General features: G+C 67.4%; 16 protein-coding genes. 7 read left to right on the forward strand and 9 right to left on the reverse strand.

Annotated features, from left to right (window positions below; all coding sequences use genetic code 11):
• Nucleotides 1–181: 181 nt before the first annotated feature.
• Nucleotides 182–1345: a peptidoglycan recognition protein family protein gene (locus tag OHS59_RS32945; RefSeq protein WP_328496993.1), complete on the forward strand. Its 1164-nt coding sequence runs from the start codon at nt 182–184 to the stop codon at nt 1343–1345.
• A 129-nt stretch (nt 1346–1474) separates the two neighbouring features.
• The gene (locus OHS59_RS32950; RefSeq protein WP_328496994.1) at nt 1475–1921 is read left to right on the forward strand and encodes a hypothetical protein; all 447 of its coding nucleotides are present in this window, start codon (nt 1475–1477) and stop codon (nt 1919–1921) included.
• Between the two features lie 10 nt (nt 1922–1931).
• On the opposite strand, the gene OHS59_RS32955 is transcribed toward OHS59_RS32950, so the two are convergent.
• On the reverse strand, nt 1932–4178 hold the full coding sequence (locus OHS59_RS32955; RefSeq protein WP_328496995.1) for a UvrD-helicase domain-containing protein: 2247 nt from the start codon (nt 4176–4178) through the stop codon (nt 1932–1934).
• Entirely contained in the window at nt 4175–11083 is a 6909-nt protein-coding gene (locus OHS59_RS32960; protein ID WP_328496996.1) for a DEAD/DEAH box helicase, read from the reverse strand. The genes OHS59_RS32955 and OHS59_RS32960 overlap by 4 nt, the downstream gene beginning before the upstream one ends.
• Before the next feature lie 225 nt (nt 11084–11308).
• On the opposite strand from OHS59_RS32960, the gene OHS59_RS32965 reads away from it, so the two are divergent.
• Both OHS59_RS32965 and OHS59_RS32970 read left to right on the forward strand, forming a co-directional pair.
• Nucleotides 11309–12427 (forward strand): beta family protein, encoded by a 1119-nt coding sequence (locus OHS59_RS32965; RefSeq protein WP_328496997.1) that lies wholly within the window; start codon nt 11309–11311, stop codon nt 12425–12427.
• Between the two features lie 162 nt (nt 12428–12589).
• The gene (locus OHS59_RS32970; protein WP_328496998.1) at nt 12590–14044 is read left to right on the forward strand and encodes an NnrS multi-domain protein; all 1455 of its coding nucleotides are present in this window, start codon (nt 12590–12592) and stop codon (nt 14042–14044) included.
• Nucleotides 14045–14130: 86 nt separating this feature from the next.
• Here the strand turns inward: OHS59_RS32970 and OHS59_RS32975 are convergent, their stop codons facing one another.
• From OHS59_RS32975 to OHS59_RS32995, 5 genes are all read right to left on the reverse strand, one after another.
• Nucleotides 14131–15072, reverse strand: coding sequence for a hypothetical protein (locus tag OHS59_RS32975; protein WP_328496999.1), 942 nt, complete (start codon nt 15070–15072; stop codon nt 14131–14133).
• Between the two features lie 71 nt (nt 15073–15143).
• A complete protein-coding gene (locus tag OHS59_RS32980; protein WP_328497000.1) occupies nt 15144–16283 on the reverse strand; it encodes an AAA family ATPase in 1140 nt (379 codons plus the stop codon).
• Nucleotides 16284–16286: 3 nt separating this feature from the next.
• Nucleotides 16287–17591 (reverse strand): DUF262 domain-containing protein, encoded by a 1305-nt coding sequence (locus tag OHS59_RS32985; protein ID WP_328497001.1) that lies wholly within the window; start codon nt 17589–17591, stop codon nt 16287–16289.
• A gap of 83 nt (nt 17592–17674) precedes the next feature.
• Complete coding sequence (locus OHS59_RS32990) at nt 17675–18046, reverse strand: DUF397 domain-containing protein (RefSeq protein ID WP_328497002.1); 372 nt, start codon at nt 18044–18046, stop codon at nt 17675–17677.
• 30 nt (nt 18047–18076) lie between these two features.
• On the reverse strand, nt 18077–18982 hold the full coding sequence (locus tag OHS59_RS32995) for a helix-turn-helix domain-containing protein (protein ID WP_328497003.1): 906 nt from the start codon (nt 18980–18982) through the stop codon (nt 18077–18079).
• Nucleotides 18983–19427: 445 nt separating this feature from the next.
• On the opposite strand from OHS59_RS32995, the gene OHS59_RS33000 reads away from it, so the two are divergent.
• Nucleotides 19428–19556 (forward strand): hypothetical protein, encoded by a 129-nt coding sequence (locus tag OHS59_RS33000; RefSeq protein WP_328497004.1) that lies wholly within the window; start codon nt 19428–19430, stop codon nt 19554–19556.
• A gap of 244 nt (nt 19557–19800) precedes the next feature.
• Here OHS59_RS33000 and OHS59_RS33005 read toward each other — a convergent pair whose 3' ends face one another.
• A complete protein-coding gene (locus OHS59_RS33005) occupies nt 19801–20220 on the reverse strand; it encodes an ATP-binding protein (protein ID WP_328497005.1) in 420 nt (139 codons plus the stop codon).
• Nucleotides 20221–20484: 264 nt separating this feature from the next.
• Here OHS59_RS33005 and OHS59_RS33010 point away from each other — a divergent pair, with 264 nt between their 5' ends.
• A complete protein-coding gene (locus OHS59_RS33010) occupies nt 20485–21315 on the forward strand; it encodes a helix-turn-helix domain-containing protein (protein WP_328497006.1) in 831 nt (276 codons plus the stop codon).
• On the forward strand, nt 21312–21518 hold the full coding sequence (locus tag OHS59_RS33015; RefSeq protein WP_328497007.1) for a DUF397 domain-containing protein: 207 nt from the start codon (nt 21312–21314) through the stop codon (nt 21516–21518). The genes OHS59_RS33010 and OHS59_RS33015 overlap by 4 nt, the downstream gene beginning before the upstream one ends.
• 63 nt (nt 21519–21581) lie before the next feature.
• On the opposite strand, the gene OHS59_RS33020 is transcribed toward OHS59_RS33015, so the two are convergent.
• Nucleotides 21582–26666 carry a class I SAM-dependent DNA methyltransferase gene (locus tag OHS59_RS33020; RefSeq protein WP_328497008.1) on the reverse strand — a complete coding sequence of 1695 codons (5085 nt, stop codon included), beginning with the start codon at nt 26664–26666 and terminating at the stop codon, nt 21582–21584.

The raw sequence follows: 26666 nt of genomic DNA on the forward strand, positions 1-26666 counted from the left end.
GGCGGGCGACGGTGCCGATGATGCGGCCCCGGTGCACGGCGCCGCATCCGAATATCCGCCGGGTCAAAGCCCTATGATCCTTTGCGTATTTGCGTCTTCAAACGTGGCTGCGGCGTGGATCCGTATCCCTCAAAGGTCTCCGCGGCAGTCAGGAACGACCAGCAAACACCGAAGGAACCCCATGACTGTTCCCCCCACCGTCCCCACTCCGGTTCCCTCCACCGCCACCACCTCCCGCCGTGCCGGGTCACGCCTCACGCGGCGTGGGCTGGTCGGCGCCGCGGGCGCGGTCGCGGCGGGTGCCGCGCTCACTCCCGTCGCGACGGCCCGCACCGGCTCGCGACCGGCGGACGCGGACATCACCGACCCCGGGCCCGGTGCGACCTCCAAGGCGTTCCCCGGGACCCGCGCGGAGGCCGCCACCGGCGAGGCGCCCGTCGAGGCCGCGTTCCCCATCGGCTATGTGGGCGTGCGTTGGTCCGGACCCCGTGAGACAACCGGCGGCGGCATCCGGCTGACGTACGCCGACGGTCGCAAGGGAGCCTGGCAGGCCCTGGGCGGGAACAGCTGCTCGGACAGTGACGGCGGCGCGCTGCTCATCCCCGTGGACCAGGCCTCGGGTTACGAGCTGAGGGCCCCGTACGGTGCCACGGATCTGCGGTCGCTGGCCATCGACACGACCCGGGGCCCGACGCGCGAGGTCGCCGTGCCGCGGGACAGCACACGGGTGCGCGGCGTCGCCTATCTGTCGCGGGCGGCCTGGGGCGCGGACGAGAAACTGCGCTTCAAGCCGGACGGAACGGAGAACTCGCCGCAGACGTACCACCCGTTCCAGACCCTCACGGTGCACCACACCGCCACGTCCAACGGCGACCCGGACCCGGCCGCCACGGTGCGCGCGCTCTACCACGTGCACGCGATCACCAACGACTGGGGCGACATCGGCTACCACTTCCTCGTCGACGAGAAGGGTGAGATCTACGAGGGCCGATACTCGGGTGAGGGCGCCACGCCGGCCCATGACGCGAACGGCAAGCTCGTGACCGGCTTCCACACGGGCGGCTGGAACTCGGGCAACCTCGGCATCGCGCTGATCGGCAACCTGGTGAAGCAGGGCCCGACCGCGGCCGCCCGGGACGCCCTCACCGACCTGGTCCGGTCCATGGTCCGCTTCCACGGGGTCGACCCGCAGGCCAAGGTCACGTACATCAGCCCGATCAACGGCAAGAAGAAGGAGGTCGACGAGATCAGCGGCCACCGCGACTGGCTGGCGACGCAGTGTCCGGGCGAGGTGATGTACGGGGAGCTCGCGACCCTGCGGAAGGCCGCGGCGAGCGGGAGCTGAAGTCCGGGAGGGCGCGTCCCCCGTACGGAAGCGGGCGTGCCCTCCTGTGCGGGGTTGCCGCGGATGCCGGTCCCGCTACCGTGGATCTCCGGATGTGCGACGAACCGGAAGCACGACGAAGGGGTCCCGATGGAACCGGAGTTGGCGGCACTGGCGGCGGCGGGGGCGACGGCCCTCGTGCAGCAGATGGTGACCGACGGGTGGGGGAACGTACGGGACCGGGTCGTCGTGTTCTTCTCGCGAGGGCGGGACGAGGCAGCGGTCGAGGGGGAGTTGGAGGAGTCACGCACCGACCTCGTCGCCGCGCGGGACGCCGGGGACGAGGACGCCGCAGCTGACGTACAGGCGTCCTGGCGTACCCGACTCCGGCGCACGTTGCGCAATGATCCGGAAGCCGCCGCCGAACTTCGCACGCTACTTGCTGAGTTGAGCCTGCCGTCCACGGTGCCCGCAACGAGTACCGTCCACAACTCCATCAGGGGTGGGGTCCAGCACGGCACCGTGGTTCAGGCTCACACGGTCGGAGACCTGACGATAGGTGAGTCTCCTCGGCGTACTCAGGGCGCAACGGAGTGAGCCCTGGATGCTATCCGTCCTTGAGGAGGGGCTTGAGGAACCGGCTGGGAGTTCCGTGCCAGAAGATCGCGAGAGAATCGCGTGAACGAGTGGACGCGACGAAGAGGAGGGACCGCGTCCGCTGAAGCTCCCGTCGATACCGCAGGGCGTCGGTACGCTGCATCTGGGTCACCGCGTGGCGGGGCACGAGGCCCTCGTTCACTCCAGCGATGATCATGCGTTGATATTCGAGCCCTTTGAACCGGAACATCGTGCCGATGTGCACACCCTCGTCACCACGAGGCCCGTCGGGGCCGATCTCTATGGCCCTGATGCCCGCGTGGGCCAGCGACACGGCGACTTCCTGTGCCATCGCGTTGGTGGGAACGCAGATGGCGATCTGCTCCAGGGGAATGTCGTCCCACTCCGCCACCAGCTCGGCGATTCCCTGCCGCTCGCCTTCCCAGTCGGAGTTCGGGTGCAGCGCGGGTCGCGCACCGCTCAGGACCGAGCGGTATCCCGCCAAGGTCTCCTCGTTGCCGTCGAGGTCGTCGAACGACTCACCACTCAGTACTCCGAGTGCCGAGCCGAGGATCTGTCGCGTGGTCCGGTAGCTGAGGGTGAGCTTGGCGGAGCGGCCACGGATGTTGATGCCGAGGCTGCCGAGGGTCACCTGGTTGTTGTAGATGCGCTGATGGGTGTCGCCGACGAGGAACAGGTCGTTGCGGTCTCGCGCGACCATGGCGCGAAGCATCTTCCAGTGCCCCGGACGGAGATCCTGGGCCTCGTCCACGACGATGTGCCGGTAGCGGTACCGCAGCCATCCTGCGGAACCGTCTTGCAGGTGAATGTTGTCCAGACCCCCGTGCTCGGCGCGCTGCTGCTCGACAGTCTGGATTCGCCGCTCACGCTCCATCTCCAGGCGTGCGGCCCGTTCGGCGACCTGCGCCCATGTCTGGCGCCCCAGGCGGTCCAGGCGCTGAGTGAACTTCTCCGCCAGTTGCCAGATTTCCGCCCGCTCCTGCCGAGTGATGTTCCGTCCCCTACCGGCACGGCGTGCACGAAAATAGTCGGTGCGGGACACGACCGCCTGACCGAGGATGACCTGCGTCCACTCGTCGTGCAGGAACTCCGCGTCCCAGGTCGTCTCGCCGAGTTCATCGAGCATCGAGCGCCACTCGCGGAGTACCTGATTGTCGTCGATGGTCTGTTTGGCGCTGCCCGGCTCGGCTTCTCGGACCACGCGCAGCGCCAGCTGGTCGACATGGCTGATGTCCACGCGGGACAACAGCTGTTCTCCGCCCAGTTCCAGCAGCCGAGCCCGGAGGTCGGCTGCGAGGTTCTTGTTGTATGTGGTGAGAAGCACCTGCTTGTTGCGGCCCTGGGGGAGCTGTTCGACCAGATGCTTCACCCGGTGCAGGGCGACGATCGTCTTCCCCGTACCAGGACCGCCGCCCACACGGGCCGGTCCTGAGTAGTCCCGGTCAACCAGTTTGGACTGTGTGGGGTGGAGGAAGACCTTCCAACGCCCGAAGTCCTCGCCTTCCAGCGCTTCGCGCAGTGCCTCGTCCGTGGTCGTGACCATGGTCGCCGGGCGTTGTGCGGCGGCCTGGAAGTCCTCTGTGTCGACCGGCTCGGGTGCGGCCACCGGGGCCGTCACCTGTTCCAGTACGTTCTCGTACGACGCGCCGTCGAAGAGCGACAGCAGGATCTCGCCGGTCAGTTGGGGCGCGTACTCGATGAGCCCGAGCAGCTGCTCCTCCGTGGTGAGCGTGCGAATCACCGGCACCAGCGGTTCGGCGACGCCGAGGTCGGTGAGTTGCTGCTCCGAGAAGCGGGAGAAGAGCGTCTCTGGCTGCGGCGGTACGGGCTGAGGTTGGGTAGGCCGCTCCGGTGCTGGTGCGGGAGGTGTCGTCCGCCTGAGCACGCTCTCCTCGACGACCTGGAGATCGACGTACTCGATGCCACCGGTGATCTGGTTGATGCCGTAGGACAGCCGATCAAGGTTTTCGTAGACCTCTTTGCGATGCTTGACCGAGACGATCAGCCAGTCGTGGTCGGCGAGACGCAGCAGCAGGGCGCGGTATTCGTCGTTGACGCGCGCGGACCAGAGCCTGCTGTCGCCCTTCAGCTGCTTCAACTGGAGGCCCGTGGCCTGCGGGTTCGCCTTGAACTTGTGCTGGAAGTCGTAGAGGGCGCCCTTGACGGTACGGGGGAGCTTGAGGATCTCCCGGTCCGCCTTGTCGAGCAGGCGGAGGGTCACACTCGCGGTGATCATCGGTGGCGCTCCCCGTGGGTCGTTCGGTCGTCTTGCTGATCACGATGCCCACCGGGCCCGGATGGTTGCACGGTCAGCCGTTCAGCCAGTTCCCTGGCTGTCCATTCACTCGCGGGGCGTACGTCCCACCCTGCGGCGGCGAAGGCCGCGTCGCGGTCCTCGGCCTCGTAGTCCGACTCGGAGCCGACCGGGCGAGCGGAGAGCACGACTCCGACCTTGCGGGCCGGCCAGGCGAGTTCGGCCAGCCAGCCACGGTCGTCGAGCTCGAAGCCGTCGACGGGTGCGGGCGCCCCCAGCGAGACGAGCGCCACAGCCAAGAGTTGCAGTCCGGGCTCTTCCGGATCCAGGTACTCCAGCACTGTGTCCCAGACTGTCCCTCGTGGTGTGGAATTCCTCGGCGTGACACCGCTCGGCTCCCTGCCGAGAGGGAAGTCAGCTTCCGCCTCGGTCACCGAGTGGTCCGACTCTCGTGCCTCGTGGAGAACGGCAGTCTCTTCGGCACCGAGACCGAGTTCGAATCGAGTGGAGGCCAGCCATCCGGAGCCGCCGGTGACCGCGAGTGTGTCCGGCGAGAACGCGTCCAGCATGCTCGTGGTCAGCTGGACGCTGTCGCCTCCTCCGTGTTCCAGGAACTGCGAGAGATTGCTCCAGTACAACCAGGCTCGCCAGCGTTTTTTGTGCGCTTCCGTGTCCGCGACGGCCGCGGTGCTGTCGTCGAGGACGGTGGCCGCCGTCCACGCGGGCGGTTTGTGTCGGCCGTCCGCCACAGCTGTGACGGAGCAGCCGGACACATCGACCGCGGCGAGCACATGCAAGGGCCCGCCCCGGTCCTGCGGAGGCGTACCGCCCAGCGCCGCTGTGAGTTGCGCGCCCACTTCTTCCTCAGGCACGGCCGCCGCATGAGGCCGTGCTCCCGTGAGCCCGGCCACGACAGCCTCCGCGCGCGTCAGCCACAGTGTGGCGTCCGGTCGGCGCAGGTATGCGAGGAGTAGATCCGCCGGATTGATCCAGACGGTCTGGGCGAGTTCGCCCGGCAGACCGCCCCGGACCTTGGCGTAGTAGTCCCGGGCCTGCTTCTGGCCCTGCTCCCCGTACGGCTGCCACACCGGATCCGTGGAGCCGGCGGCGGCATAGCCGGTGTCTCGGACCCGGGCGAGCCACTCCTTCACGTCGTAGTAGGTGAGTTGGAAGACGCGTAGGCCCTCGGCGCGCAGCCGGGTGCGCTTGGCGGCGTCGTCGGCGAGCCGGTTGTGCTTGGGCGTGGCATGGAACTCGTAGCCGTCGAGGTAGAGAGCGAGGCGCGGTCCTGGGGCATCGAGGCGTTCGAAGAGCACGTCGGGACGCGTTCCGTCCAGCACTCGCTGCTGCGAAACCCGCCAGCTGAGTGTGGTGCCGTTGGACCCGGTCAACCTCAGGTCCAACGAGTACGTACCGGCGGTGGTCGTGTATGCGTCCGCGCTGGCCTGCGAATCGGGCTGCTTGGCCCACTCCTTGAGCGTGTCGATGAACATGACTTCGAGGTCGCTCTCGGCCTGGCGCTCCAGGGGGATCTGGTGCGTGGTGGTGATGGGCGAGGTCTGCCAGCTCTCACCGGTCTTGCCGAGCAGTTCGTCGAGCATCTGCCGTACTTCGTTCCTGCTCACACGGTCGTAGTCGCTCGCGGGAACCCGGCGCAGCAGACAGCGGTGGCAGCCGTCGAGACCCCGCTCGATGCAGGGGCAGCTCTCGATGACCTCGCGTGCCTTGAGCAGTACTTCGCGGAAACCGTCCGCGGACGCCAACCGGTGCAGATACCCGGTGCCGCCCGGCAACCGGTCGTAGACGACGAGGAAACGGCGGGGCCAGTCGGTGTCGCTGCCGTCGGGCATGGAGGCGGCTGCGATGTCGATGTGGTCGGGATCGCCGCCGTACCGTGCCGCGATACCCACGAACAGAGCGGCGGTGAATGACGCGAGTCGCTCCTTGGCGCGAGCGACGGATGCCGGGAGCAGGATGCGTACGGCCTCGGTAACGAGCTCGTGAGCCAGCAGCAGAGGGACGTCCTCCCCCTTGCCCTGCTCGTCGCCCGCGGCTCGTGATTTCCGGCGCGGACACCACAGTAGGTGGTGGGCACTGGCTCTGCTGCTTGTGGCAAGGGACTCCGTGAGCGCGTTGTGAGGCTGGTCGACGACGGGGCGTCCGTCGGCTGTGGCGCCGCCACAACTGGTGCACACATAGAAGGGATTGAGCCGGACATCGTCACCCGCGATCGGCACGGTGCTGCTGCCGTCCTGGCGGTCGAGCCCGAGGTTGAGTGTCCTGATGACCGCGCGCCGGGTGAAGTCGACGCCGAAGATCGCGGTGTCGTGCCGCCAGGAGCCGGCCGCCAGGTGTACGGGGTCGATGTCGACGGTCGTCAGCATCGAGTAGCGGCGCCGGTCCCGCTCGTCCTTGTCGTCGCGGACCCTGGCGTCGTCGCGCTTGTCGCGGGCGATGACCCGCTTGGGTTCCATGACGTACTGGACGCACCCGGCATCGGCGATCTCCCGCCCGCCACAGCGAGGGCAGGGTGAAGCGTCCGTCTTCGCGTTCTCGGTACGGGCGTAACCGCATGCGGGGCAGAGCCGCCACACCGACCAGGCGCGCCGGTCGGGGCTGCCGATGTCGAGGGCGCGTACGACGTGCTTGTATCCGTTGACGTAGAAGCTGTTGCCCGGCGCGAGTTCCGTGAGGGAAAGCTTGCGGGAGCGCTCGTAGTCCCGTACTTCGCTGCGGTAGGTCCTCTTCGGGACATCCGCTCGGCCGTCGCCGTCCCCCTCGTCGGACTGCTGCTCCGTCCAGTAGAGGGTGGCTTCCAGCTGCGTCGTCGTGTCGGCGAGGCTGTAGTTCGGTAGGAGTCCGAGGTCCACGAGCGCGCCGTGGGCGCCGGTCTGGCTCAGCTCGCGCAGCAGGTTCCCGGTGGCGCGGCGCTCCGCCAGCAGCTCCCGGTGCTCGCGGTCCTGTTCGGGATCGGACCGAACGAGTGCGTCCATCGCGGTGTCGATCGACGCGATCCGTCGCCGTAGTTCCTCACGCCGCCCGGTCCAGTCCTCCTCGGCTTCCTGCAGGGCCCTGACGATTCCTGCCGTGGCGTAGGCGCGCAGCTGGCCGGCTGCGTGTTCGGAGATTCCCGTGCCGTCCGTCGCCCCGGCGGGGAACAGCGCCAGGAAGTCCTCGACCAGACGTGCCCCGTGGGTGAGTGCGGCGTCCGCGAGGTCCTGGCACCAGCCGGTCGTGCCGAAAAGTGCCGAGACGAGCCGTGGCGCGGGCTGGAGTCGCTCCCCGTCCGCTGTGGTGAGAGAGCCACGGGCCGCGAGATCCAGGAGATGCGCCGTGTACTGCCGACGCAGAATCTCCACCGCGGACAGATAACAGCCGGGCGGCACGATGTCGCCCGCGATCATCTCCCGCGGGTCGTCGAGGTAGTAGAGGTCACGGGCGCGTCGTCCGCCGAAGGCGACCACCAGTGCGTTGCCGGTCTTGCGGCCCGCACGCCCGGCCCGCTGCACGTAGTTCGCCGGGCCCTTCGGCAGAGACCCGAGGAGTACGGCTGACAGGTCACCGATGTCGATGCCGAGTTCCAGCGTCGGTGTGCACGAGAGCACGTTGGGGTCCGTGTAGTGCGTGCCTTCCCGGAAGGTCCGCTCGACGCGCTCGCGCTGTGGGCGGGTGAGCATGCCCGTGTGCTCGGCCGTAACGACACGGAACGTACCGCCTGTCAGATACAGGCGCCGGTAGTAGTCGTTCTGATAGTCGCGCTCGCGGGAGCCGCCGAAACTGCCGGACGTGCTGGTGACGCTGACGGAGACATCGGACTGGGGCGGCCGGAGCATCCCCTTGCACCGGTAGCGCGGGCACGGATGCCCGTACCAACGGGTCCTGCGCTCGGGCAGCACGACTTGCTCCCAGCCGCAGTCCGGGCAGCTGACGAATGATTTGTTGACCACCGCGTCGTCGAGCAGGCGCACCTCGATGTGGCCGGGCTGGAGCCCGTAGACCCTGGTGGTGCGGTCCTGTGCCGTGCGCACGGCGAGGACGTGTTCCTCCGCCAGCACGGGCAGGAGCCGGCGCAGGTACTCGCTCGCACCGGCCGCGTCCAGACTGAGGCACCGGCGGGTCCAGTCCTGATACCAGCCGAGTCTGCCGGTGGCGGCGTCGAAAGTGGACTTCTCCTTCGGCCCGTCCAGCAGGAACCGGGGCGCGGCCACTCCGTCGGGGAACGCCGGCATGCCGTCGGGCCGGCCGCCCCACACCTTGAAACGGGTGACCCCCGCGTCCCGCATCCACGGTTCCAGCCACCGGTGCCGTACGCCGCCACGTTGCCTGACTCGCTCCAACAACCCGCGCACGAAGGCCAGATAGCGGTCGGGGGTCGGCAGCCCGCCCATCGCGACCAGCTGCCCGGGCAGTGTCAGGTGCACATCGCGGGCGAGTGCGATGATGCGTTCCGGTTCCTGGAGGACGACCTCGGCCGCGGCGGTGCGGGTGAGCTCCAGGGTGCGTCCCTGACGGGAACGCAGACCGAATTCCATGACGGTGGCGAAGGCCAGCCGTTCACCGATGAGTTTCCATGTGCGGGCGTCACCCGTACCCCGCCCCGACAGCAGCCGGTCCACACCCGGTTCGTCGTGCAGGTCGGGTGGCACCACGGCGGCCAGCGCCTGCGGGTCGTCGACGGAGTCGAGCACGTTCCCTACGAGGTCGTTGAGCGCCAGAGGTTCCGGGGAGTCGTTGAGGGTGTGCGCGAGCAGCGACCGCAGCGAGAACTTGTACGAGGCGTTGGCGACGTAACCCGCCCGGTGCGCTGCGTCCTGCGTCGAGTCGTTGAAGAGCAGCGTCTTGCGCTCCTCCGGGACTAGGGCGATGTCGCCGCCCGTGAAGAGTTGCGTGATGGTGGCGGACGCCAGCGCGGCGAGTGACGTACCCAGGAAGCGGATTCCGTTGTCCACGTTGCAGGCCGGGCAGCGGTCGTCCACGGCCGCTTTGTCCGCGGACTTCTTGTCGGTGATCGCCAGGGCGAACCATCCGTCCTGCAGTTCGTCGCGGTCTGCGGCTGTCGGCAGGCGGTACGTCCCCTGGGCGCCATCGAGTACGACGACGGAGAGCGGGTCGACACCGCTTGCGGACGAAGGCCTCGCACCGGTCAGTGCGTCCAGTGCCTCGTCCCGTTCGGCGCCGGTCGCGGCGATGAAGTACCGGATACGCCGTTTGTCGCGTCCGACGCCCGCCCGCCACACCTTGTCCTGCGCCATGACGAGCCGCTGCGGGTCGGCTTCCGGTGACAGTGCGGCCCATCCGGACCGCCCGCAGTTACGGCAGTAGACGGCGGGCAGATGTACGGCGGCCGGCCGCGCCGCCGTGTCCGATCCCGGTTGTGCTTGCGCGCGCCGGGCATCACCCGACGGCCAGCTTCCGGACGATCGCTCGCCCTCGTCGCCACCGGTGGGAGGTGCGGCCAGGGCCGCTCTGCGCGCGGCGGTGCGGTCGTCCTCGTACCACCGGAATTCCGGTGAGGGCCCGACACCGCGCAGCACCCTTGTGACGGGCCGCACCCACAGGTGTGCCTCGATGTGCAGAAGCGGCCTGGGCCGCTTCTCGTCGGACTCGGGATCGCGAGCGGCGGACAGAAGCGCCACGAAACGCGACAGGGCCTGCAGTACGAGCCGTGGATTCTCCCGCGCGGCCCGCCCCCACGCGTACCCGAACCGGCTCATCCGGTCCCGCAGTTCCCATTCGCTGAGCGGTTCCCCGTCGAGGAGCGACAGCACGCCGTGAGTGAAGTCGTGCCGCTTGAGGAGCCTGCCGAGCTGGAACGGATCCAGACCGCTCCGTCCCAGGAGCTTCGTCGCCAGCCCGTCGAGATCCAGCTGATCGGGGCGTGCCTCGACCCCCGGCCCGCCGGAGCAGTCGATGACGTCCTTCGGCGACGGCGGCTCGGGCAGTTCGTAGTCCACTTCACCGGTGAACTGTTCGGCGGACATGCGTTCTTCACCGATCACCGCGTCGGCGGAGAACGGCATACCGAAGACCTGCGCCGCCACGTCGAGGATGCCGCCTGCCTGGTTTCCGGGACCGCCCTCGCCCAGAGTCGCGGACGTCGCCACGGGACAGATCGTCCCGAGCGGCCGTCCGGGCCTGCTTCGCCCTGTCGCCGAGGCCAGCCGGCGCAGCAGCATCGCGACGTCGGTGCCCTGCGCGCCGTCGTACGTGTGGAACTCGTCGAGCACCACATGCGCGATGTCGGCGCCCTGCCAAAGGGGTTGGTCCTCACCGCGCTGCAGCAGCAGATCGAGCATCTTGTAGTTGGTCACCAGCACGTCCGGCGGCGAGATACGCATCTCCTCGCGCCGGGTCATCACCCGCCGGAAGTCGGTGTCCGGCCTGTCACCGATGTAGAGCCCGGCGGTGACCTGGGCAAGCTCGGGCTGTGCGAGGTATTCCCCGATGCGGCCGGCCTGATCGGTGGCCAGCGCGTTCATCGGATACAGCAGTACGGCCTTGATCCCGTTTCGGCCGCGCGCCTTCTCCCGCCGGCAGTGGTCGAGGACGGGCACGAGGAAGGACTCCGTCTTACCGGACCCGGTCCCTGTGGTGATCAACGTCGGCCGCGCCGGAGCGTGCAGAGTGCTCAGCCGCTCCCACGCCTTGGCCTGATGCCGGTACGGCGGGAAACCCGGAACCCATTCGAGATGTTGCCGCCACCCGTCGTCGGCTTTGTGGAACGGCGTCCTGATGCGCAGGTAGGGACCTCGGAAGATCCCGGACTCGGGGTGGCCGAGGAAGCGCTCCAGAGCGAGACGGGTGTCTGAGTCGGTGAGTGCGTAGGTGGTCGTGAGGTACTGCGTCAGACTGCCGCGGACTTGCGCGGCGGCCAGGGTGGGCCTCACGACGTGCTCCTTCGTCCGTCCGGATGATCCTCGGACAGCCCCCGGATTGCTCGTTCAGACGGTTGTCCGGATCAACCGTATAGGGAGCGTCTGACAGCGTCTTACGAATCACGGCTCACATGAGCGCCCATGGCCGGAATCGCCCTCTTTCGTCACCGAGCGTTCCCGTTCACCCTTCAAGCAGGGGCGATACGGCGAGCACAGCGGGTTCGAGGGGGAACCGCGATGGTCGAGCCGATCTACGTACCGGTGCTGCCCGCGAGGCAGAGCGCCTGGAGCGCGTACGGGCAACTGCATCTCCACGTACGACGACGGGTCGCGCCGCTGTGGACCGTCATGCCGCACGTCGGGCGGGAACGCATACGGGGCGAGCGGCCCGCCCCCGAACCGGACGGCGACCGGAGTGCGCTCGACCGCTGGCTCACCCGGCATGCCGACCGGCTGATCACTGCGACGGACGGAACGAACGGGTGGGTGGACGCCGTTCACGTCGAGGCAGGCACGTCAGGGGCGGCCGTCGCCCTGTGGCGGCTGACGACCCGGAGCGGTCTGCGGCTGGTGACCGGCCCCGAACGGCACCCCACTCTCCAGCGCTACACGGCGGACCTCGCCGTACTGAGCGGGCGCGGCATCGGCATACGCGTGCTGGTCGATGCCCCTTCGGACCAGCCTCGCGCCGCGGAGTTGTCGGACATGATGGACCGGCTCGTCCTGCCTCCCGAACGGACCGATCTCATTCTGGACATGGGCGCGGCCGTGGACTCCGTGGAGGCCGGAAAGGCACTCGATCTCCTGGGCGGGCTCGTTCCCTGGCGCACGATAGTCCTGACGTCCGGCGCCTTCCCCCGGTGGAACGACAGCCCGGGCAGGGAGTCCACCCGTGTCGGCCGACGCCGGGACCGTCAGCTCTACCAGGAAGTACGCGCGGCCCGCCCCGGCTTCCCGAGGAACGTGGTCTACGGGGACTACTCGGTGGAGCACCCCTTCAGCGCGAACACCGCTTTCGTGAACGACAGGCGCCCTCCGTGGAGCCTGATGCGCTACACCACGCAGGACGGCTTCCTCATCGGGCAGGCGCCGACCAGGGACTCCGGCGGTGTTCGCGGCGCCGATCGCGTCGACCGCGTCCGCGCCACGGCCCGCTGGATCACGGAGTCCGACGCATTCCGCGGCGCCGGATACGGCGACGGCGAGGCCTGGTTGTCCGCGTGCGCGCACGGTGAGGGTGCCAAGGGGTCGGGCAGCGCGGAGACGTGGATCAGGATGGGGCACATTCAGCACATGGACTTCGTCGTGAAACAGCTCGGTGAGGAGTCCGCGACGGCAGGATCAGGGAGGAGATGAGAGCGAATCGTATGGAGGGGGCACGCCGTGCGTGTTCAGTACGACCAACGAGCGTTGGCACTCGTCGAAGTAGTGGGTGCGCAGCGGGACTGGGACCGGGCCGAGGCCGAGTTCGAACGGCGTGGGTGGCCGGTCGTGAGGTCGTTCGCACGAGGTGCCGACGTGACGGAGGGAGTGCTGACGCCGGATGACGCCTCGCGTCTGTACTGCGTCGAGGTGCATCTGTTCGGCGCGCGCAACAGCAGGACGGTGGGAGCGGCGGTCTGGCGGGTGCAACGGCTGGCGAGGACGGCCAAGCTGGAGATGTATGTCAGGCGCTGCGATGTGCTGGACACGGACCGGGAGCAGCTCACCGAATGGGAGGCCCATACCGTTGGGCATCGCCCGCCCCTGCGACCGCCCCGGCCCGCGCCCGGCCTGCGCGTGCGACTGCGGCGGAAGTGCGCGTTCGTACGGGCTCACGTGTCTGAGCGGAGAGGCCGCCACGACACGGGCACGTTCGTGACCGGTACGCCGTCGGAGGCCAGGAGGCTTGCGAGGATGGGCGTGCCGACGGGAGCACCGCCCCGCTCGGATGTCGACGTCCGAGCGCTCCAGGGACGGGAACACCACCATGTCGTCAAGAGACGTGAGGAGGACCTGAGCCGGAGGCATCACCGGATTTTCGCCTGGCTGTTCGCCATGACGTTCTGCGCCGTCGTCGCAAGCCATCAGTCCGGCCCCCGGATGTGGGTGTGGTGTGTGCTCGCCGCGACCTGCCTCGCGGGAGGAGCGTGGAGCGGCAGCAGGATCTACCTTTCCGGCGGGCGAGGCTTGAGCGTTTTCACCGTTTTGGTGGCGGCGACAGTCCTCCTCGCGATGACACTCATCCCGGCCTCCTCCAAGGCCAGGGCGTGGACGCCGGGCCAGTTGGCCGTCCTCACCGCTGTCGTCATCACTTTGATCGGTGTCCGGCTTCTGATACGCCAGTGGACGTTGGGTGAGTGGCTGACCTGGGCGGCACCGCTCGTGTTCACCGTGCTGGTCTCCTTGGTCGTGGCGTCCGGGTCAGTGCTCCATACCTTGTACGCGGACGAGTTTGGCATCGACCCGGCGGACCTGGAGGTGCCAGGCATCTGGCAGGCGTTGGCGGCCGCCAAGCTGCTGAGCTTCCTGAGCCTGGCGCTGTTCGTACCGGCGGGCTGGGGCATCGCGAAACACGTGCACGCGTCCTTCCTCCGGCCCGCAGAGTATTTGAACGTGCCGCTGTATGTCCTGGTGCAGGCGATGGTGATCGGTCTGGTCGCGGTCCTCGCCGTGAACAACGCGAACGACGCGGCCACGGCTGTGAAAACGGCGGCCGAGAAGCACAAGAACACGCCACCCTATTTTGGCGTCGAGCCCGAGTGGACCTGCGTAGAGCCCACCGTCGCCAAAGCGCGATTGAACGTGCGGGGTGGTGAGCTGCATCCCGGACGCCCCTACCTGTCGTTCGGAGTGGCCGGAGGCGATGTCGTTCTTTGGGACGCGGATGCCGCCGCGTCGTTCAAGGCGCCGATCGGCCAGCTGCGTCTGCTTCCGGCGAAGGACCCACGCGCGGCGTGCGGGTTTCCCACCCGGAAGTGGGAACAGCCCTAGACGCGACGGCCGCGCGCGGCGTTTCTTGGCGGTCGGTCTGCACGGAGCGCAGAATCTCCGCCAGGACGGGTCGGGGCGGGGCGCGGTCAGGACAGCCGGTCGCTGCCCGGTTTCGCGCCGATGAACGCCAGGCGGAACGTCATCCGTTCCGGGACCAGGCGGAAGTACAACCGCCCCTTGCCCGGTGTCATGCGGCCGTGCCAGGAGAAGGTGGCGGGGCGGCCGTCGAGGTCGGGGTCCGGGAAAGTGCAGAGGTGACGCCGGGACTGCGACTCGGGGGTGATGTGCGGGTTCTGCCAGTCGGGTTCGGGGGAACGGGCGAGGTCCCAGTGCTGGGCGGCCGTGGACTGGAGGTCGGCGAGGAGGTCGCGGGCGGCCCGGAACCATTTCGGGTCGAGGGCGCGCAGGTCCCGGTCGAAGCGGGGGAGCCGCTCCAGCGAGGGAAAGAATTCCGGCCAGGAGGACAGGAGCTGGGACGTGTCCGTGAGCGAGGCCAGTCCGGTGTCTCGTGCCCACGCCTCGTGTTCGTCGGCCTCTGCGGGAGTGGAGCAGTGGCGGACCCGGTCCTGGCTGGTCTCGATGTCGTCCTCGACGAGCTGGACGATGTCGACGTCGAGCCACGAGGTTGCCCATTTCTGGGTGACGGGGAGGCTGATGGCCATCCCGTCCATGAGGTGGGCGGCGCCGATACCGGACGCGCGCCTGCCGTCGTGGAAGTGTTCGACCTCGGACGGATCGTGTCCGGCTGCCTCCAGTACACCGCGCAGCGTGCCGGGCGCGCGGCTACGCAGACTGAGGATCAAGCGGTGCCGCTCCTTGTTGAGAGGTGTGGCGTTCACCCACTGCTGGTAGAGGTAGCCGCGGGCGAGTTCGGCCTGAGGGAGCGGGCTCTCGGTGACGAGGGCGACCTCCTGCCAGGTCTTGAGCCGCTTCAGCGTGGCCACGAAGGCGGCCATGGCCTCGTCGACCCGTCTCGCCCCGCTGTCGGACTGGCAGGACAGTTCGTTCAGGAACAACGACAGCGGCACGTGGCCCTCCCCCGGAGGCGCGGATGTCGACGGTACGAACGTCGCGGGTACGGATGTCTGAGGTGCGGAGGTCAGTCGAGGAGCTGTTCCAGAGAGTTCTCCCACTCATCGAAGAAGCCCGGCGGCCAGTCCGAGAGGGTGCCGTCGTCGTGGATGCGTGGGGTGACGATCTCCGCCCGCAGCCCCTGACGGCGGAAGTAGTGCACAGCGGTGTCGGTGGCGGCGATGACCTGCTTCTTGACCGCGAGTCGAAGTCCGTTGAGGACGTGGTCCGAGTGCGTCTCCACGACGAGCTGGGCGCCAGCCGCTGCGGCGGCGGCCATGAGTGACGCCATCCGGGATTGCCCGCGTGGGTGGAGATGGGCTTCCGGGTTCTCCAGGAGGATCAGGCTGTTCGGCCCCGCGGTCAGGCATGCGACGACGATCGGCAGGGCGTAGGTGAGGCCGAAGCCGACGTTCGTCGGGCGGCGGCGGCCCGAGGATTCCAGACCGGCCGTGCCGTCGAAGCCGTAGCTGAGGCGGACGGAGTCGATGCCGGGGATCTCCGCCGCTTCGAGGTTCACCCCCGGGCACAGCTCCTGCATCCACGCCACCACGTGGTCCAGGAAGGTGCTGCCGCGGGCCTCTGGATGGCGCAGAGCCGCGGACATCATGGTGTCCTGGCCGTGGTGGCGCAGGTAGTTGACGGTGTGCTCGCCGCGCGCGCCGAGAAAACCGCGGGCGATGGCCTGCTGGTGGGACCGGGGGTAGCTGGTGGCCGGCACGATGCGGTCGGCTTTGAGGTACTGGAAGGAGCGGTTGAAGACCGACTCCACGTGCGGGACGGGCGAGGCCGTGTACAGGGGCAGCACGTCCTGCTCGGAGGCGTACAGCGCGGCCCAGCCGTGGTCCCTCCCGTCGCTCGTGCGGAACCCGACACGGATCAGTGGAGCGGGCAGGTTCGGCATACGCACGAAATCCTCGTGGAGTACGTCCTGCCCGGTGCCGAGTTCCAGCAGCTCGCCGTTGAGGAGGAACCCTCCCTGCTCCTCCGACTGCCCGTCGGCGGAGAACAGGGTGGACGCGTCGTACGACTGCCGCAGCAGGACCAGTGCCTGGAGGACCGAGCTCTTGCCGGACGAGTTGAGACCCGTGAGCAGGGTGACCGGGGCCAGCGGGATCTCGGCCGACCGGAACGCCTTGAAGTTGGTCAGCGCCAACTGCTCGATCACTGTTCAACTGCCCCCGTCGCCGTCCAGGACGTTCCTGAAGAGGTCGCGCACCTTGGAAAACCGCGTGTGGACCTTGGCGCGGTCGCCGGTGCCGACGGACACCGCGCGCTCGAAGTCCACGTCGGTCATAAGCTGTTGATAACCCACGGTCACGTTCTCGCGGGACGCTACCAGTGCCGCACGCTCCTCGGCGTCGAGTTCGGACAGGTTGACCGTCACCGACTCGAAGAGGGCCTTGTTGACGGGATTGCGCCATTCCTGGTCCGGATACAGCTTCCGGAAGGCGTGCTTGCCGAAGATGTCCTCGGCAGTGGTCATGGCCCGTTCGAAGTGAGCCGCGAGTGACGTCCGAGCCTTTTCGGGCATGCGGTTTATGGTGCGCATCGCGTGCGCGAGAAACTGGTCGAAGTCCTGGTACCTGAAGTCGTCGGGTGCCGTGAGCATGAAGGCCAGGGCACGCAGCACCATCTCCCTGTCCGCCATGCGCGCGGTGCCTACGCTGCCGCTGGTCGCCGACAGGAATTCGGGTGACTCTGCCAGCGACGACAGCAGGGCGCGAGCCGGCCCCGGAATCAGCGCGTGCCGGATCTCCTGGCGGGTGAGCGGCAGACCACCCGTGTTGATCCGGGCGAAGATGTTGAACTTCACCTCGTCCGGAGTGCCTGGCCGGATGACGTGCACGACGACCTGTGTTTCGTTGAGCCGGATCTGCAGCCGCCCGGTGAGATCCTCGTACCCTTTCCCCTCGAACTCCTTCTTCAGGTACTCAAGGCCGCGCAGCCGCAACGGACCGGCGTTGATGCCCGCGACCTCGGCGAGCGCGTCGGGAGCGATGAAGCGGGCGATGGCCGTGAGCCGCTGAATGCCGTCCACGATGGCCCAGGAGCTGTCCTGCGCCCAGGAACTGTCGTCCAGCTCCGCCGCGTAGAAGGACGGGATCGGGATGCGCAGCAGGAGCGACTCGATCAGCCGGCTCTGCTGTTCGTCCGACCAGATCCCCGCGCGCCGCTGGAAGTCGGGCGCGAGGTCGATCATGCCGTTGCTCAGCCGGGACATGAGCAGGTTGATGGTGGGGTTGCTGGTCTGGATTTCGATCTTGGACGGGTCGTACGGCGCGGTGATGCCGTCCGACTCGTCCTCGTCCTCGGAGCCCAGCAGTTCTAGCTCGACGTCGGTGCCCCGGCCGTCGGCTCCCACCTCGACCCGGAACGCACCGCTTTCCTCAGCGGCGTCGTCCATGTACCGGCTGAACAACGACGCATGGTCCCGGCCGGCCTTACGGCTGCCGGTGCTGTCCTCCTGTGGCATGTGTCCTCGTGCCTCGTTCCGTGTCCGGCATGACCCGTGGTGTTGGGTCCCGATTCTGCCCGACATGTGTCCGGGACGGGGTATCAGGCGGCTTGCTGCCGGGGGACGGGGGAGACGTGGTGGACGAAGAGGTGCCAGGCGGACCGGGAGAGGAGCAGGGTGGGGCCAGCGGGTCGCTTCGAGTCCCGGATAAGGACGGAGGAAGCGGTCTGTGTGACTTCGATGCAATCATCCGAAGGGGAGCCGCTGTGAGTGCTTTTGTGCCAGACCGGTGAGGCGCCCAAAGAACCCTCCTCGAACCATGGCCGAGGGAGGGATCCGGCATGTGGCTCGGACCGTCCCGCCGGTGTGGTGGTGCCGGTGCACAGGCGGACAGCACCATTTCCAGAGTAACAACGGCTGTTGGGAAGGTGAACGGTCCGAATCACGCCAAGGTTCGCCGATGCGAAGGGCATCGACGTTCGTGGGCAGTGATATGGGGGTGCCTATTGTTCCTGGGGTGGCTCCAACAGGGCGGCCAGGTCGTCGACACCGCCGTCCATGCGCTGGATGAGGCGGGTGGTCAGGGTGTCCATGTTGCCCTTGATGCTCAGGTCCTCAAGCTGCCAGAACAGTTCGAGGTGACGTCGCGTCTCCTCGGGCCTGATGGCTTCGGTGGTACTGCCGCGCGGGTTTTCGAGGTACAGGGTCTCGGCCATGTCTTCGCTGGCGAATTCGAAGAGGGTGAACGGGCCTTGGAGGCCGACGTGGGCGCCCGCCGTGTAGGGGATGACCATGAGCGTGACCTTGGGATGCCGGGACACCTCGGCCAGGCGCTGGAGCTGGGCGCGCATGACGCCGCGACCGCCGACCTGACGGTGCAGGACGGACTCGTCGAGGATGAAGAACAGCTCCGGGCAGTTGTCGCTCTGCAGGAGATCCTGGCGCGACAGCTGAGCCTCCAGCATGCGCTCCTCTGTTTCGCTGAGAGTGGTGGTGCTGCCGTACGCGACGGCGATGGCCCGTGCGTACTCCTCGGTCTGCAGCAGTCGAGGCATCTGGAGGGAGTTGAAGTACCGGGCGGTTGAGGCCGAGGCCTCCAGGGCGAGGAACTGGAGGAACTCGCCCTTGAAGACGTCCCGGTACTCGGCGAAGGGTAGTTTGCGGCTGCCGCGTGCCAGTTCGAGCAGAGATTCGATGCGGCGCCGGTCGCTGATGCCGTAGGTGCTCAGGAGGGGCCTGAGGTCGTTGATCGAGATGCTGACCTCGCCGGACTCGATCCGCAGCAACTTGGACGGAGACCACTCCATCTCCTTCGCTACCTGTCGCTGTGTCAGGCCAGCACTTGCGCGCGCCCTGCGCAGCTCGTTACGAAGCTTGAACCGCTGCTCGGCGGCACTTGGCGCGCTCATGATTAGCTCTACCTCCTATTGCCAGATTCATTCTGCAACATAGCAGATTGCTTAGCGCCGAGCTGGAAGCTAGCCATCGGGAAGAGGTCTGCATTGTTGGTGCAGGTGCAGGGAGTGCCTGGTGGGAGAGTTAGCTTTAAGGAAGTGTCTATCAGCTATGTAGCAAGTTGACGCCTGCCCGTTCGATAGGTCCAGATAGTGTGATGATTTATGCATGCACCCTATACCTGGACTGGACAAGCCGCTACATTGCGGATAGGTGAACCACGCCTGAATGCCCCTTCCGGAGCAAGGAGGGTCGAGCCGCAGGAGCGGCCGGGGCATGTCGGTTCGTGCGCGACAGCAACTCTTCCTGTCTTTGGCGGCGGTCACACCATGGTTCGCGGGTAGCCGCGGCGTCCACGACCTACGTGGGCCGGTGTGTCGAGAGGGAGAGGAGGGAGCTGTGAAACAGGAGCCGGTGCCGGGGCGCCGTCGCATCATGCTGAACAGGGTCGCGATGGCGGCCCAGGTGGCGAGTATCGCCCTGGCGATCGTCAGGATCGTCAGGGAGTGGATCTTGCCCAACGTGTGACAGCAGTAGACCCCGGCTGAGGGCCGGGGTCTGATGCGCGGGTCCCCGTCGATGGAGCCCCATTCCGATGTCGCTTGGCCAGCAGTCAGGGGTGGGGCTCTGTCCTTGGTACTCGCAATCCAAACAGTGTGCCCGCATCGCTGTCGTATGGCGAGACCCTGGACAATTGGTTCATGCCGGTACTCGGGGTTTGCTCGGAGGCTACGACCCTTCGGGTGTGATCGGTGCGTGCTCTCCAGGGCCGTCACGCGGCGTATACCTCGGCCCACACGGTCTTGCCGGGGGCGGTTGTGCGGGGTGTGACGCCCCAGTCGTCCGCGAGGGCTTCGACGAGGAGGAGGCCGCGGCCCGATTCGCCGTCCGGGTCGGGCGCGCCCGGTGCGGGGAGTTTTTCGGCCCGGGTGTCGGTGACCTCGATCCGTAACGTGCCGCCGGCCTGTGTGAGGCGGAGATGGAAGTCCCGGCCGGGTACGTGCCCGTGGCGGACCGCGTTCGCCGTCAGCTCCGCCGTGATGAGGGTGACCGTCTCGTTGGTGGCCGAGGTGTAGGGGTGGCCCCAGTCATTCAGGCGATGCGAGATCAAGCGCCGGGCCAGTCGTGCGCCGCGCGGGGTCGAGGTGAACCGCAGCGCGAACTCTTGTACGGGCGCAATGCGTTGTGGCATATGCCCTTGCGGAGGAGTTACGGACTTCATGGCGTAAACAGTCGTGTGCGGTGCGTAGCTTTGAACAGGCAGGACGCGCTGACCGCGCTGCTTGTACGCCGTCGGTGTGCCGTTGTACGCGCGGTGGGGCGTGACCGGTTCTCCGCGCGGCCCGTTGGTCGCTGCGGCGGTGGCTGTTCGAACGCCGGTCGCGGTCGCGGTCGCGCGGGGTGGTGTGGGTGTTGGTGGCGGGACCGGCTTTCGACTTACGGGAGGTGCTGGGGCGTGGAGGAGCAGCAGGCTGAGGGGGAGTACGAGGTTGGCGCGGGCATACTGCTCGTCTTCGGCCGCCAGTTGAAGCTGTGCCGGGAGAGGGCGGGGCTGGACCGCGCTGAGTTGGGGCGGCGGACGGGGTACTCCGCGTCCACCATCGCGTCGTTCGAGCAGGGGAGGCGCATTCCGCCGCCCAAGTTCATCGACCTCGCCGATGAGGTGCTGGATGCGGGTGGCGTGTTGAAGGTGGGGAAGGAGGAGGTGGCTCGGGCGCAGTATCCGGCATTTTTTCGGGATGCGGCAAGGTTGGAGACCGAGGCGGTTGAACTTCACGTGTACGACACGCACGTGGTCAACGGGCTGTTGCAGACCGAGGAGTACACGCGGGCCCTGCTGAGCATGAGGCGCCCCCTCCTGGATGAGGAGACGATCGAGCAGCGTGTAGCGGGTCGGTTGGCGCGGCAGGAAATCTTCACAAAGCGGCCGACGCCGTTGCTGAGCTTTGTCATGGAGGAGTCGGTATTACGGAAACGTCTCGGCGGGGATGCGGTGCAACAGGAGCAGCTTGAGCAGGTCTTGTTCATCGGGCACAAGCGGAACGTCGAGCTTCAAGTGATGCCGCTCGACCGAGAGGATAATGCGGGGGTGGACGGTGCGTTCACCATTATGGCGAGGCCTGATGGCGAACAGGTGGGTTACTTGGAGGTGCAGGGCCGAGGCACGCTGGTCATCGACCGCGAAGCGGTCCGCGCACTGTCCGCGCGCTATGGGATTATCCGTGCCCAGGCCCTCAACCCACGTGAGTCGTTGGCCTTCATTGAGGATTTGCTGGGAGAGAGATGAGCTTCGAAGAGATTCACGGCCCCAGGGAAGTCGTGTGGGTCAAGAGTAGCTACAGCGGTGCCGAGGGCGGCCAGTGTGTTGAGGTCGCGGCCTCCCCAGGCACGGTCCGCGTCCGTGACTCGAAGGACAAGGTCATGATAGTGAACCTTCAGGCAACCGCCTGGGCCAAGTTCGTCGGCTTCGTTGCCCAGCACACCACATGAGGTTTGGTGCGACCTCTGCCGTGCCCCGTGACCGTCCGCCTTCGGTTACGGGGCACTGGCGTGTCAGGCGTTCGTCGACTCCTGGGGCCAACGGCCCGCAGCGATCTCGGCGTCCAGGCGGGACTGGAAGTGAGCGTGTGCGGCACGCATCTCGGCTTCGCGGTCGGCCTTGTAGAAGGGGGCTTCGTAGCCGGCCGGGGGTGGAGCGTGCTCCGGGTCTTGCAGGTGGTCTAGCAGGTCTAGGTAATCCTGCTTGGTTTGACCGTGGCCGAAGGTGAAGGGGCTAGCGGCGATCTTGCGGCCATTGGCGTCGAACCAGGTGGCCGCCTCGTAGTCGCACAACTGCGGGTAGCGGGACTTGAAGATCGCGACGAGTTGGTCGGCGGTGATACTGAGCCAGACGGCAACGAGGGCGTCGAGTTCGACGACGGCGGCTCGGCGCTCGTGCTCGGTGCGGAGCGGGGTGGTGTACTCCCAGGCTGGTGCAAGACTGGCGGCGAGGGGTTTTAGGCGAGGCCAGTGGGTATTGGCCCAGTCCTCGTAGCCCGCCCAGCGTGGGTCAAACAATTCTTCCCAAAGCGCGGCGTAGTGGGCGGTAAGTGCGTTTAGGCGGAGTGTGCGCAGGAGTAGCGCGGGGGCCAGGGGGTGTGTTGAGGTTGGAGCTGGCATTCTTGCGGCATCTGCTGGGTGAAGGTTCGCTCTGCCCACGATACGGAGCATGTAGTCAAGTGGGAGTGAGGCCCAGAAACCCGCAGTGAGAGCGGTTAGTCGGTTGTCTGTTGTGGCCAAGCTGTATACGGCGTCGATGTGGGCTGGGCCGGGCGGGAGGAGAACAGCATGCAGACAGCGGCTACTGTCGAAGGGAATCATCTTCCGCCAAGCGAGCCGGACGTACGAGGTGGAGGGTTTTCCGAGCCAGGAGTCCTGAGCCGCTAGATACGTTTCCTCGTCTGCGGCCCGCACATAATTGGTCACGGGGACGTACGTCTCGGCTAGTTGCGTAGATGCGAGCAGGACCCAGTCTCGGTTGCTTCGGCAGGGGATCTTCGGCTCTTTGGAGAATGGGAGCGCTGCTGCGAAGTGCGGACCTTGAAGAACGACATCTGCAAGTTCAGGTACGGCCTGGTTTCCCCAACGGATTAGCCCGTCCCTCTTAGCGCCGGATTCGTGGTATCCGCTGGAGATCATTGGGTGGTGATCCGCCAGGCTGCTCTCGTAGGCGGCCAGCGACTCGATTGCCCCTTGTTCGCCAACGAGAACTGGGTACAGCAGAGGCGTCTGCGCCGCTCCGCCCGCTGCCCCAGTTAGAGCCTGCCAACTGGTCAGCAAGGCGGTGTCCACCTGCACCACGCGCTCAAGGTGAGGCCGGATGTCCCACGAGCCGTTGTGCTTAATTCCAGGCGCCACACCTCGCCCGTCGTGAGTCAGTGAGTTAGGGAGGACGTCGGCATCGCGTAGTTCACTGAGGTGTAGAAAATTAGGCTCTCGGGACGTGCCGTAAATGTGCATCCCGAATTCCTGGGACCAGTTCAGATCGTCAAACGCCCATCTGGACGAGTTTACGAAGTGAGCGTGAACCCGAAGATGTCGGTACGCGGCCCCTCGGATGATGCCCTCGCGCACGCCGCCGAAATGCGTGTCGGGGTGGATCAGACCCGCGCTGCCGTGCGGCGCGATGTGCTGCCACACCTGCGCCATGAAAGCTCGGTAAAGGTCGCCTTGAGTGCCGAGAAGGAGCGGATATGAGGCCGAACTGCCTAGAACGGCGACAGTCCCAGCATGGGTAGCCACCTCGGCGAGAAGAAAACCGCGACCGTCTGTACGGGCAGCCAGGACATCTTCCTTGCGAAGGCGCCACTCTGCCGCACTTGGCTTCTCTGCAAGTACGAACCATGGCTCTAGTTCGGCTAGTACCAGGTCTTCCTGCCATCGCGGCTGCACCCAAGGCGGATTCCCCACCTGCAAGTCAAACCCACCCCGCGCCCCAAAAACCTGCGCGAACTCCAACTCCCAATGGAAGAACCCCTGCCGCCCAGCGATCTCACCCGCCAACGCAGTCCAAGGGAACCGGCTCTCCAACCAATAAGACCTATCCATGCCCATCCAGTCGGGCAGTTCGTCCTCATACCGCTCAAGCTCGTCCAGCGTGTCGAACGAGCCGACCAGGTTCTCCTCGGAGACGTCATGCGTGCCCAGTAGCGCCTCGGCGAAGTCCAGCCAGTCGTCCAGATCGGCCAGCGGAATCACGTTGCGCCGCTGCCCAGCAAAGGCCTTCTCTTCCTTACGTGCACCCTTACGGCGCTTGTCGATGTCAGCGCGAGTGACCTCCCGGACAGTGACATTGCCAAGGAGGTCCATCTCCTCGTACGTACGGACCACTTCGGTGGCGTCCGGGACAGCCCCGGCCACCCCCTCACCCCGCTCGGCCACGCCCACCGCCCGCGCGTACACCTCATCCGAACCATCCAGCAGCGCGGCACTCTGAACAGGCCAGAACCACAGCGCGCACCACGCGTCCATGACCTTTTTCAGCCGCCAGTACGGCGTATCCACGGCCTCCAGATCGGCGAGCACCTTCTCCCGAGGCACCGCCTCCAACGGCGTCCGCAGCCAGCCGTCCTCCGCGCCCCACACCTCGATATGCCGCGAGATGTCCCGCTCGGAGATCTCCAGACGGCGTACGACAAGACCCCACAAGTACTCGGCCCGCCGGGCCAGCCCCTGCAACCGTTCCGTCTGCCTCTTCGACGGGGACTTGGTGACGGCCCGGCGCCAGGCCCCGAGCGCCTTCGCCTCCTCCGGCGCCAGCGCGCGGGCCTCCTTCTCGCCGGCCACCGCCCCCCACTCCTTCGCGGGCAGCAGGAAGTGGTGGACGGAACCGGCAGGCAGCCCACCCTCAGCCTCGGTCAACGGGAAGCGTTCCGGAGTCGCCCCCAGCCAGCCGCCCTTCTTCAACCTTTCCGCCGAGTAGATCTCCCGACGGCCACCGATCAGCGAGTTGCCGCGCCGCAGATGCAGGCCGAACCAGGGCGCCTCCATGCCGGGATGCATCGTGTTGAGCCACAACGACACCTCCGCCAGTTCCACGGCCGTCGAGTTGAGGTCCACGCCGTAGGAGTTGTGGAGCGCGATATACGCCTTGGCTTTCTGGAACTCGACCGCGTACTTTTCCGTGTCGATCGAGAGACGCAGCTCGTCCTGCCGCCGCCGCAGATACTCCGCCGCCACTTGGTTGATGGCCTCGTTGAGGAACGCGCCCGACCCCAGCGCCGGCTCGCAGATCTTCCAGTCCAGCATCTCCCGCGCGGGGGTCACCGCCCCGTCCTGGTCGAGCCGGTGCTGCAACGCCAGCTGCACCGTCACCTTGGTCAGCGACTCGGGCGTGTAGAAGGACGCGGACGTTTGCCGGTCCCGCCCCGACAGGCGATACACGAAGGACCCCGGCCGATACCGGACCCGTACCTCCTCGCCTGTCTCCTCGTCCTTGCGGCGCACAAAGACCGTGTCCGCGTACTCGTCCGCCTTCGACGCGGGCACCAGCCACGAGCCGTCCTTGGCGTCGCCGCCCTTCGCGACCTCGTACAACTCCTCGCTCGCCACGAAACCCGAGTACGACATCAGGCCCTCGTACACCGCGCCGAGCTGGTTGATGCCGAGCTGCGCGTAGGAGATGAAGCCGCCGCGCTCACCCTTCTTGCCGCGCGTGAGCATCAGCAGGCGCAAGACGCGGTAGAGCGTGGCGTTGCGCAGCCGCGTGTCCACGTACCGCACCTCGCCGCCCGACTCGTCCTCGTCGAAACGGGGATCGCGGACCGAACGGGCACCGATCAGCTCGATCGACGCCGGCTCGAACAGCTTGGAGCGCAGCGGCTCGAAGCGCAGGCCGATGTCCTCCGACCTGCCCTCGCCCCCACCCTCGTCCGCGTCAGCATCGCCGTGGGTCCGGCGCGAGCGATAGCCCTCCTGGACCTTCCGGAAGAGCAGGTCCAGGGACTCATACAGGTAGACGCCCTCGCGGGCCTTCTCGCCGACCAGGTCCCGGTCCGCGACCAGTTCGCCGAGGCGCCCGAGCCCGTACCCCTGGTGGTACTCCGGGTAGTCCGACGGCAGGATGCCCAGCTCGGGCCGCGCCTCCGCGTACAGCAGGAACAGGATGCGGTAGAGGTAGCGCAGCGACTCCCGCGTCAACTGGCGTGACAGCTCCGGGAGTTCGCGTACGTCCTCGGGTCGTACGCCCGCCACCCTCAGCCGCTCAAGGACCTCGTTGGCGATCAGTTCCACCGACAGGCGTAGGCCGTCCCGCAGGTCCGACGACACGCCCACCGCGTGCTTCGTCGACTTGCCGACGAGACCAGCGAGGGGGTTCTCGCCTCCCTCCTCCGGCGTGCGCAACGAGTCCGCGCCGAACAGCGCGGCCAGGGTGTCGAGTTCGCCGCCCGCGCGGGAGTCGTTGCGCTCCAGTGCCGCGTCCAGCGAGGCCGCGAGGTAGCGGCCCTCGCCCCAGACCGCCCGGTCGGCCAGTACGACGACACCGCCGACCAGCAGCAGCACGTACCGTGGCGCTTCCTCGCACGCGAACAGGAACGACGCCAGCTTCGACCCCGTCGTCAGCTCGGCGGAACCGTCCAGCGGGACCCGGTGCAGCAGGCGCCCCGCCCCGTCGGCGTCCAGTGCCGCGTCCGGCTCGGCCGCCCAGCCGCAGTCCACCGCGATGAGCCCCGGCTCGGAGTGCGCGACCCGGACCTCGTACGTGTGGTCGGCCCGCTCCACCGTCACGGTCCCCGGCTTCGCGTCGTAGCCGAGCGCGCGCAGGACCGACCCGTTCAGTTCCGCCGCCCGCTCGCGCCAGACCGGCGCGTCGTACGTCGTCGCGTCGTCCGGTTCGGCCGCCGCCTCCGCGAAGAACGCCCGCGCCCTGAAGTACGGGCGGCGCAGCTCACGCAGCCCGACGCGCGGAGTCACCGGCAGCGCGCCCGTCTCCGTCCGGGCATCCGGGTCCGTGTCCGAACCCGTACCCGTGTCGCGCGCCGCGTCCTCGCGGTCCTTCCAGGAGGCCAGAAGCCCCGCCTTGAGATCCTTGGGGAAGACCTCGGCCAGGTAGTGCGCGGAGAAGTAGTCGCCGCGGTTGACGAGCGAGTCGTACGTCAT

Source organism: Streptomyces sp. NBC_00414, from assembly GCF_036038375.1.
Taxonomy (GTDB): Bacteria; Actinomycetota; Actinomycetes; order Streptomycetales; family Streptomycetaceae; genus Streptomyces.

What these genes read in the sequence shown, in the direction of transcription:
- OHS59_RS32945 (WP_328496993.1), top strand. Translation starts at nt 182, where the DNA reads ATGACTGTTCCCCCCACCGTCCCCACTCCGGTTCCCTCCACCGCCACC.
- OHS59_RS32950 (WP_328496994.1), top strand. Translation starts at nt 1,475, where the DNA reads ATGGAACCGGAGTTGGCGGCACTGGCGGCGGCGGGGGCGACGGCCCTC.
- OHS59_RS32955 (WP_328496995.1), bottom strand. Translation starts at nt 4,178, where the DNA reads ATGATCACCGCGAGTGTGACCCTCCGCCTGCTCGACAAGGCGGACCGG.
- OHS59_RS32965 (WP_328496997.1), top strand. Translation starts at nt 11,309, where the DNA reads ATGGTCGAGCCGATCTACGTACCGGTGCTGCCCGCGAGGCAGAGCGCC.
- OHS59_RS32985 (WP_328497001.1), bottom strand. Translation starts at nt 17,591, where the DNA reads ATGCCACAGGAGGACAGCACCGGCAGCCGTAAGGCCGGCCGGGACCAT.
- OHS59_RS32990 (WP_328497002.1), bottom strand. Translation starts at nt 18,046, where the DNA reads ATGCCCTTCGCATCGGCGAACCTTGGCGTGATTCGGACCGTTCACCTT.
- OHS59_RS32995 (WP_328497003.1), bottom strand. Translation starts at nt 18,982, where the DNA reads ATGAGCGCGCCAAGTGCCGCCGAGCAGCGGTTCAAGCTTCGTAACGAG.
- OHS59_RS33005 (WP_328497005.1), bottom strand. Translation starts at nt 20,220, where the DNA reads ATGCCACAACGCATTGCGCCCGTACAAGAGTTCGCGCTGCGGTTCACC.
- OHS59_RS33015 (WP_328497007.1), top strand. Translation starts at nt 21,312, where the DNA reads ATGAGCTTCGAAGAGATTCACGGCCCCAGGGAAGTCGTGTGGGTCAAG.
- OHS59_RS33020 (WP_328497008.1), bottom strand. Translation starts at nt 26,666, where the DNA reads ATGACGTACGACTCGCTCGTCAACCGCGGCGACTACTTCTCCGCGCAC.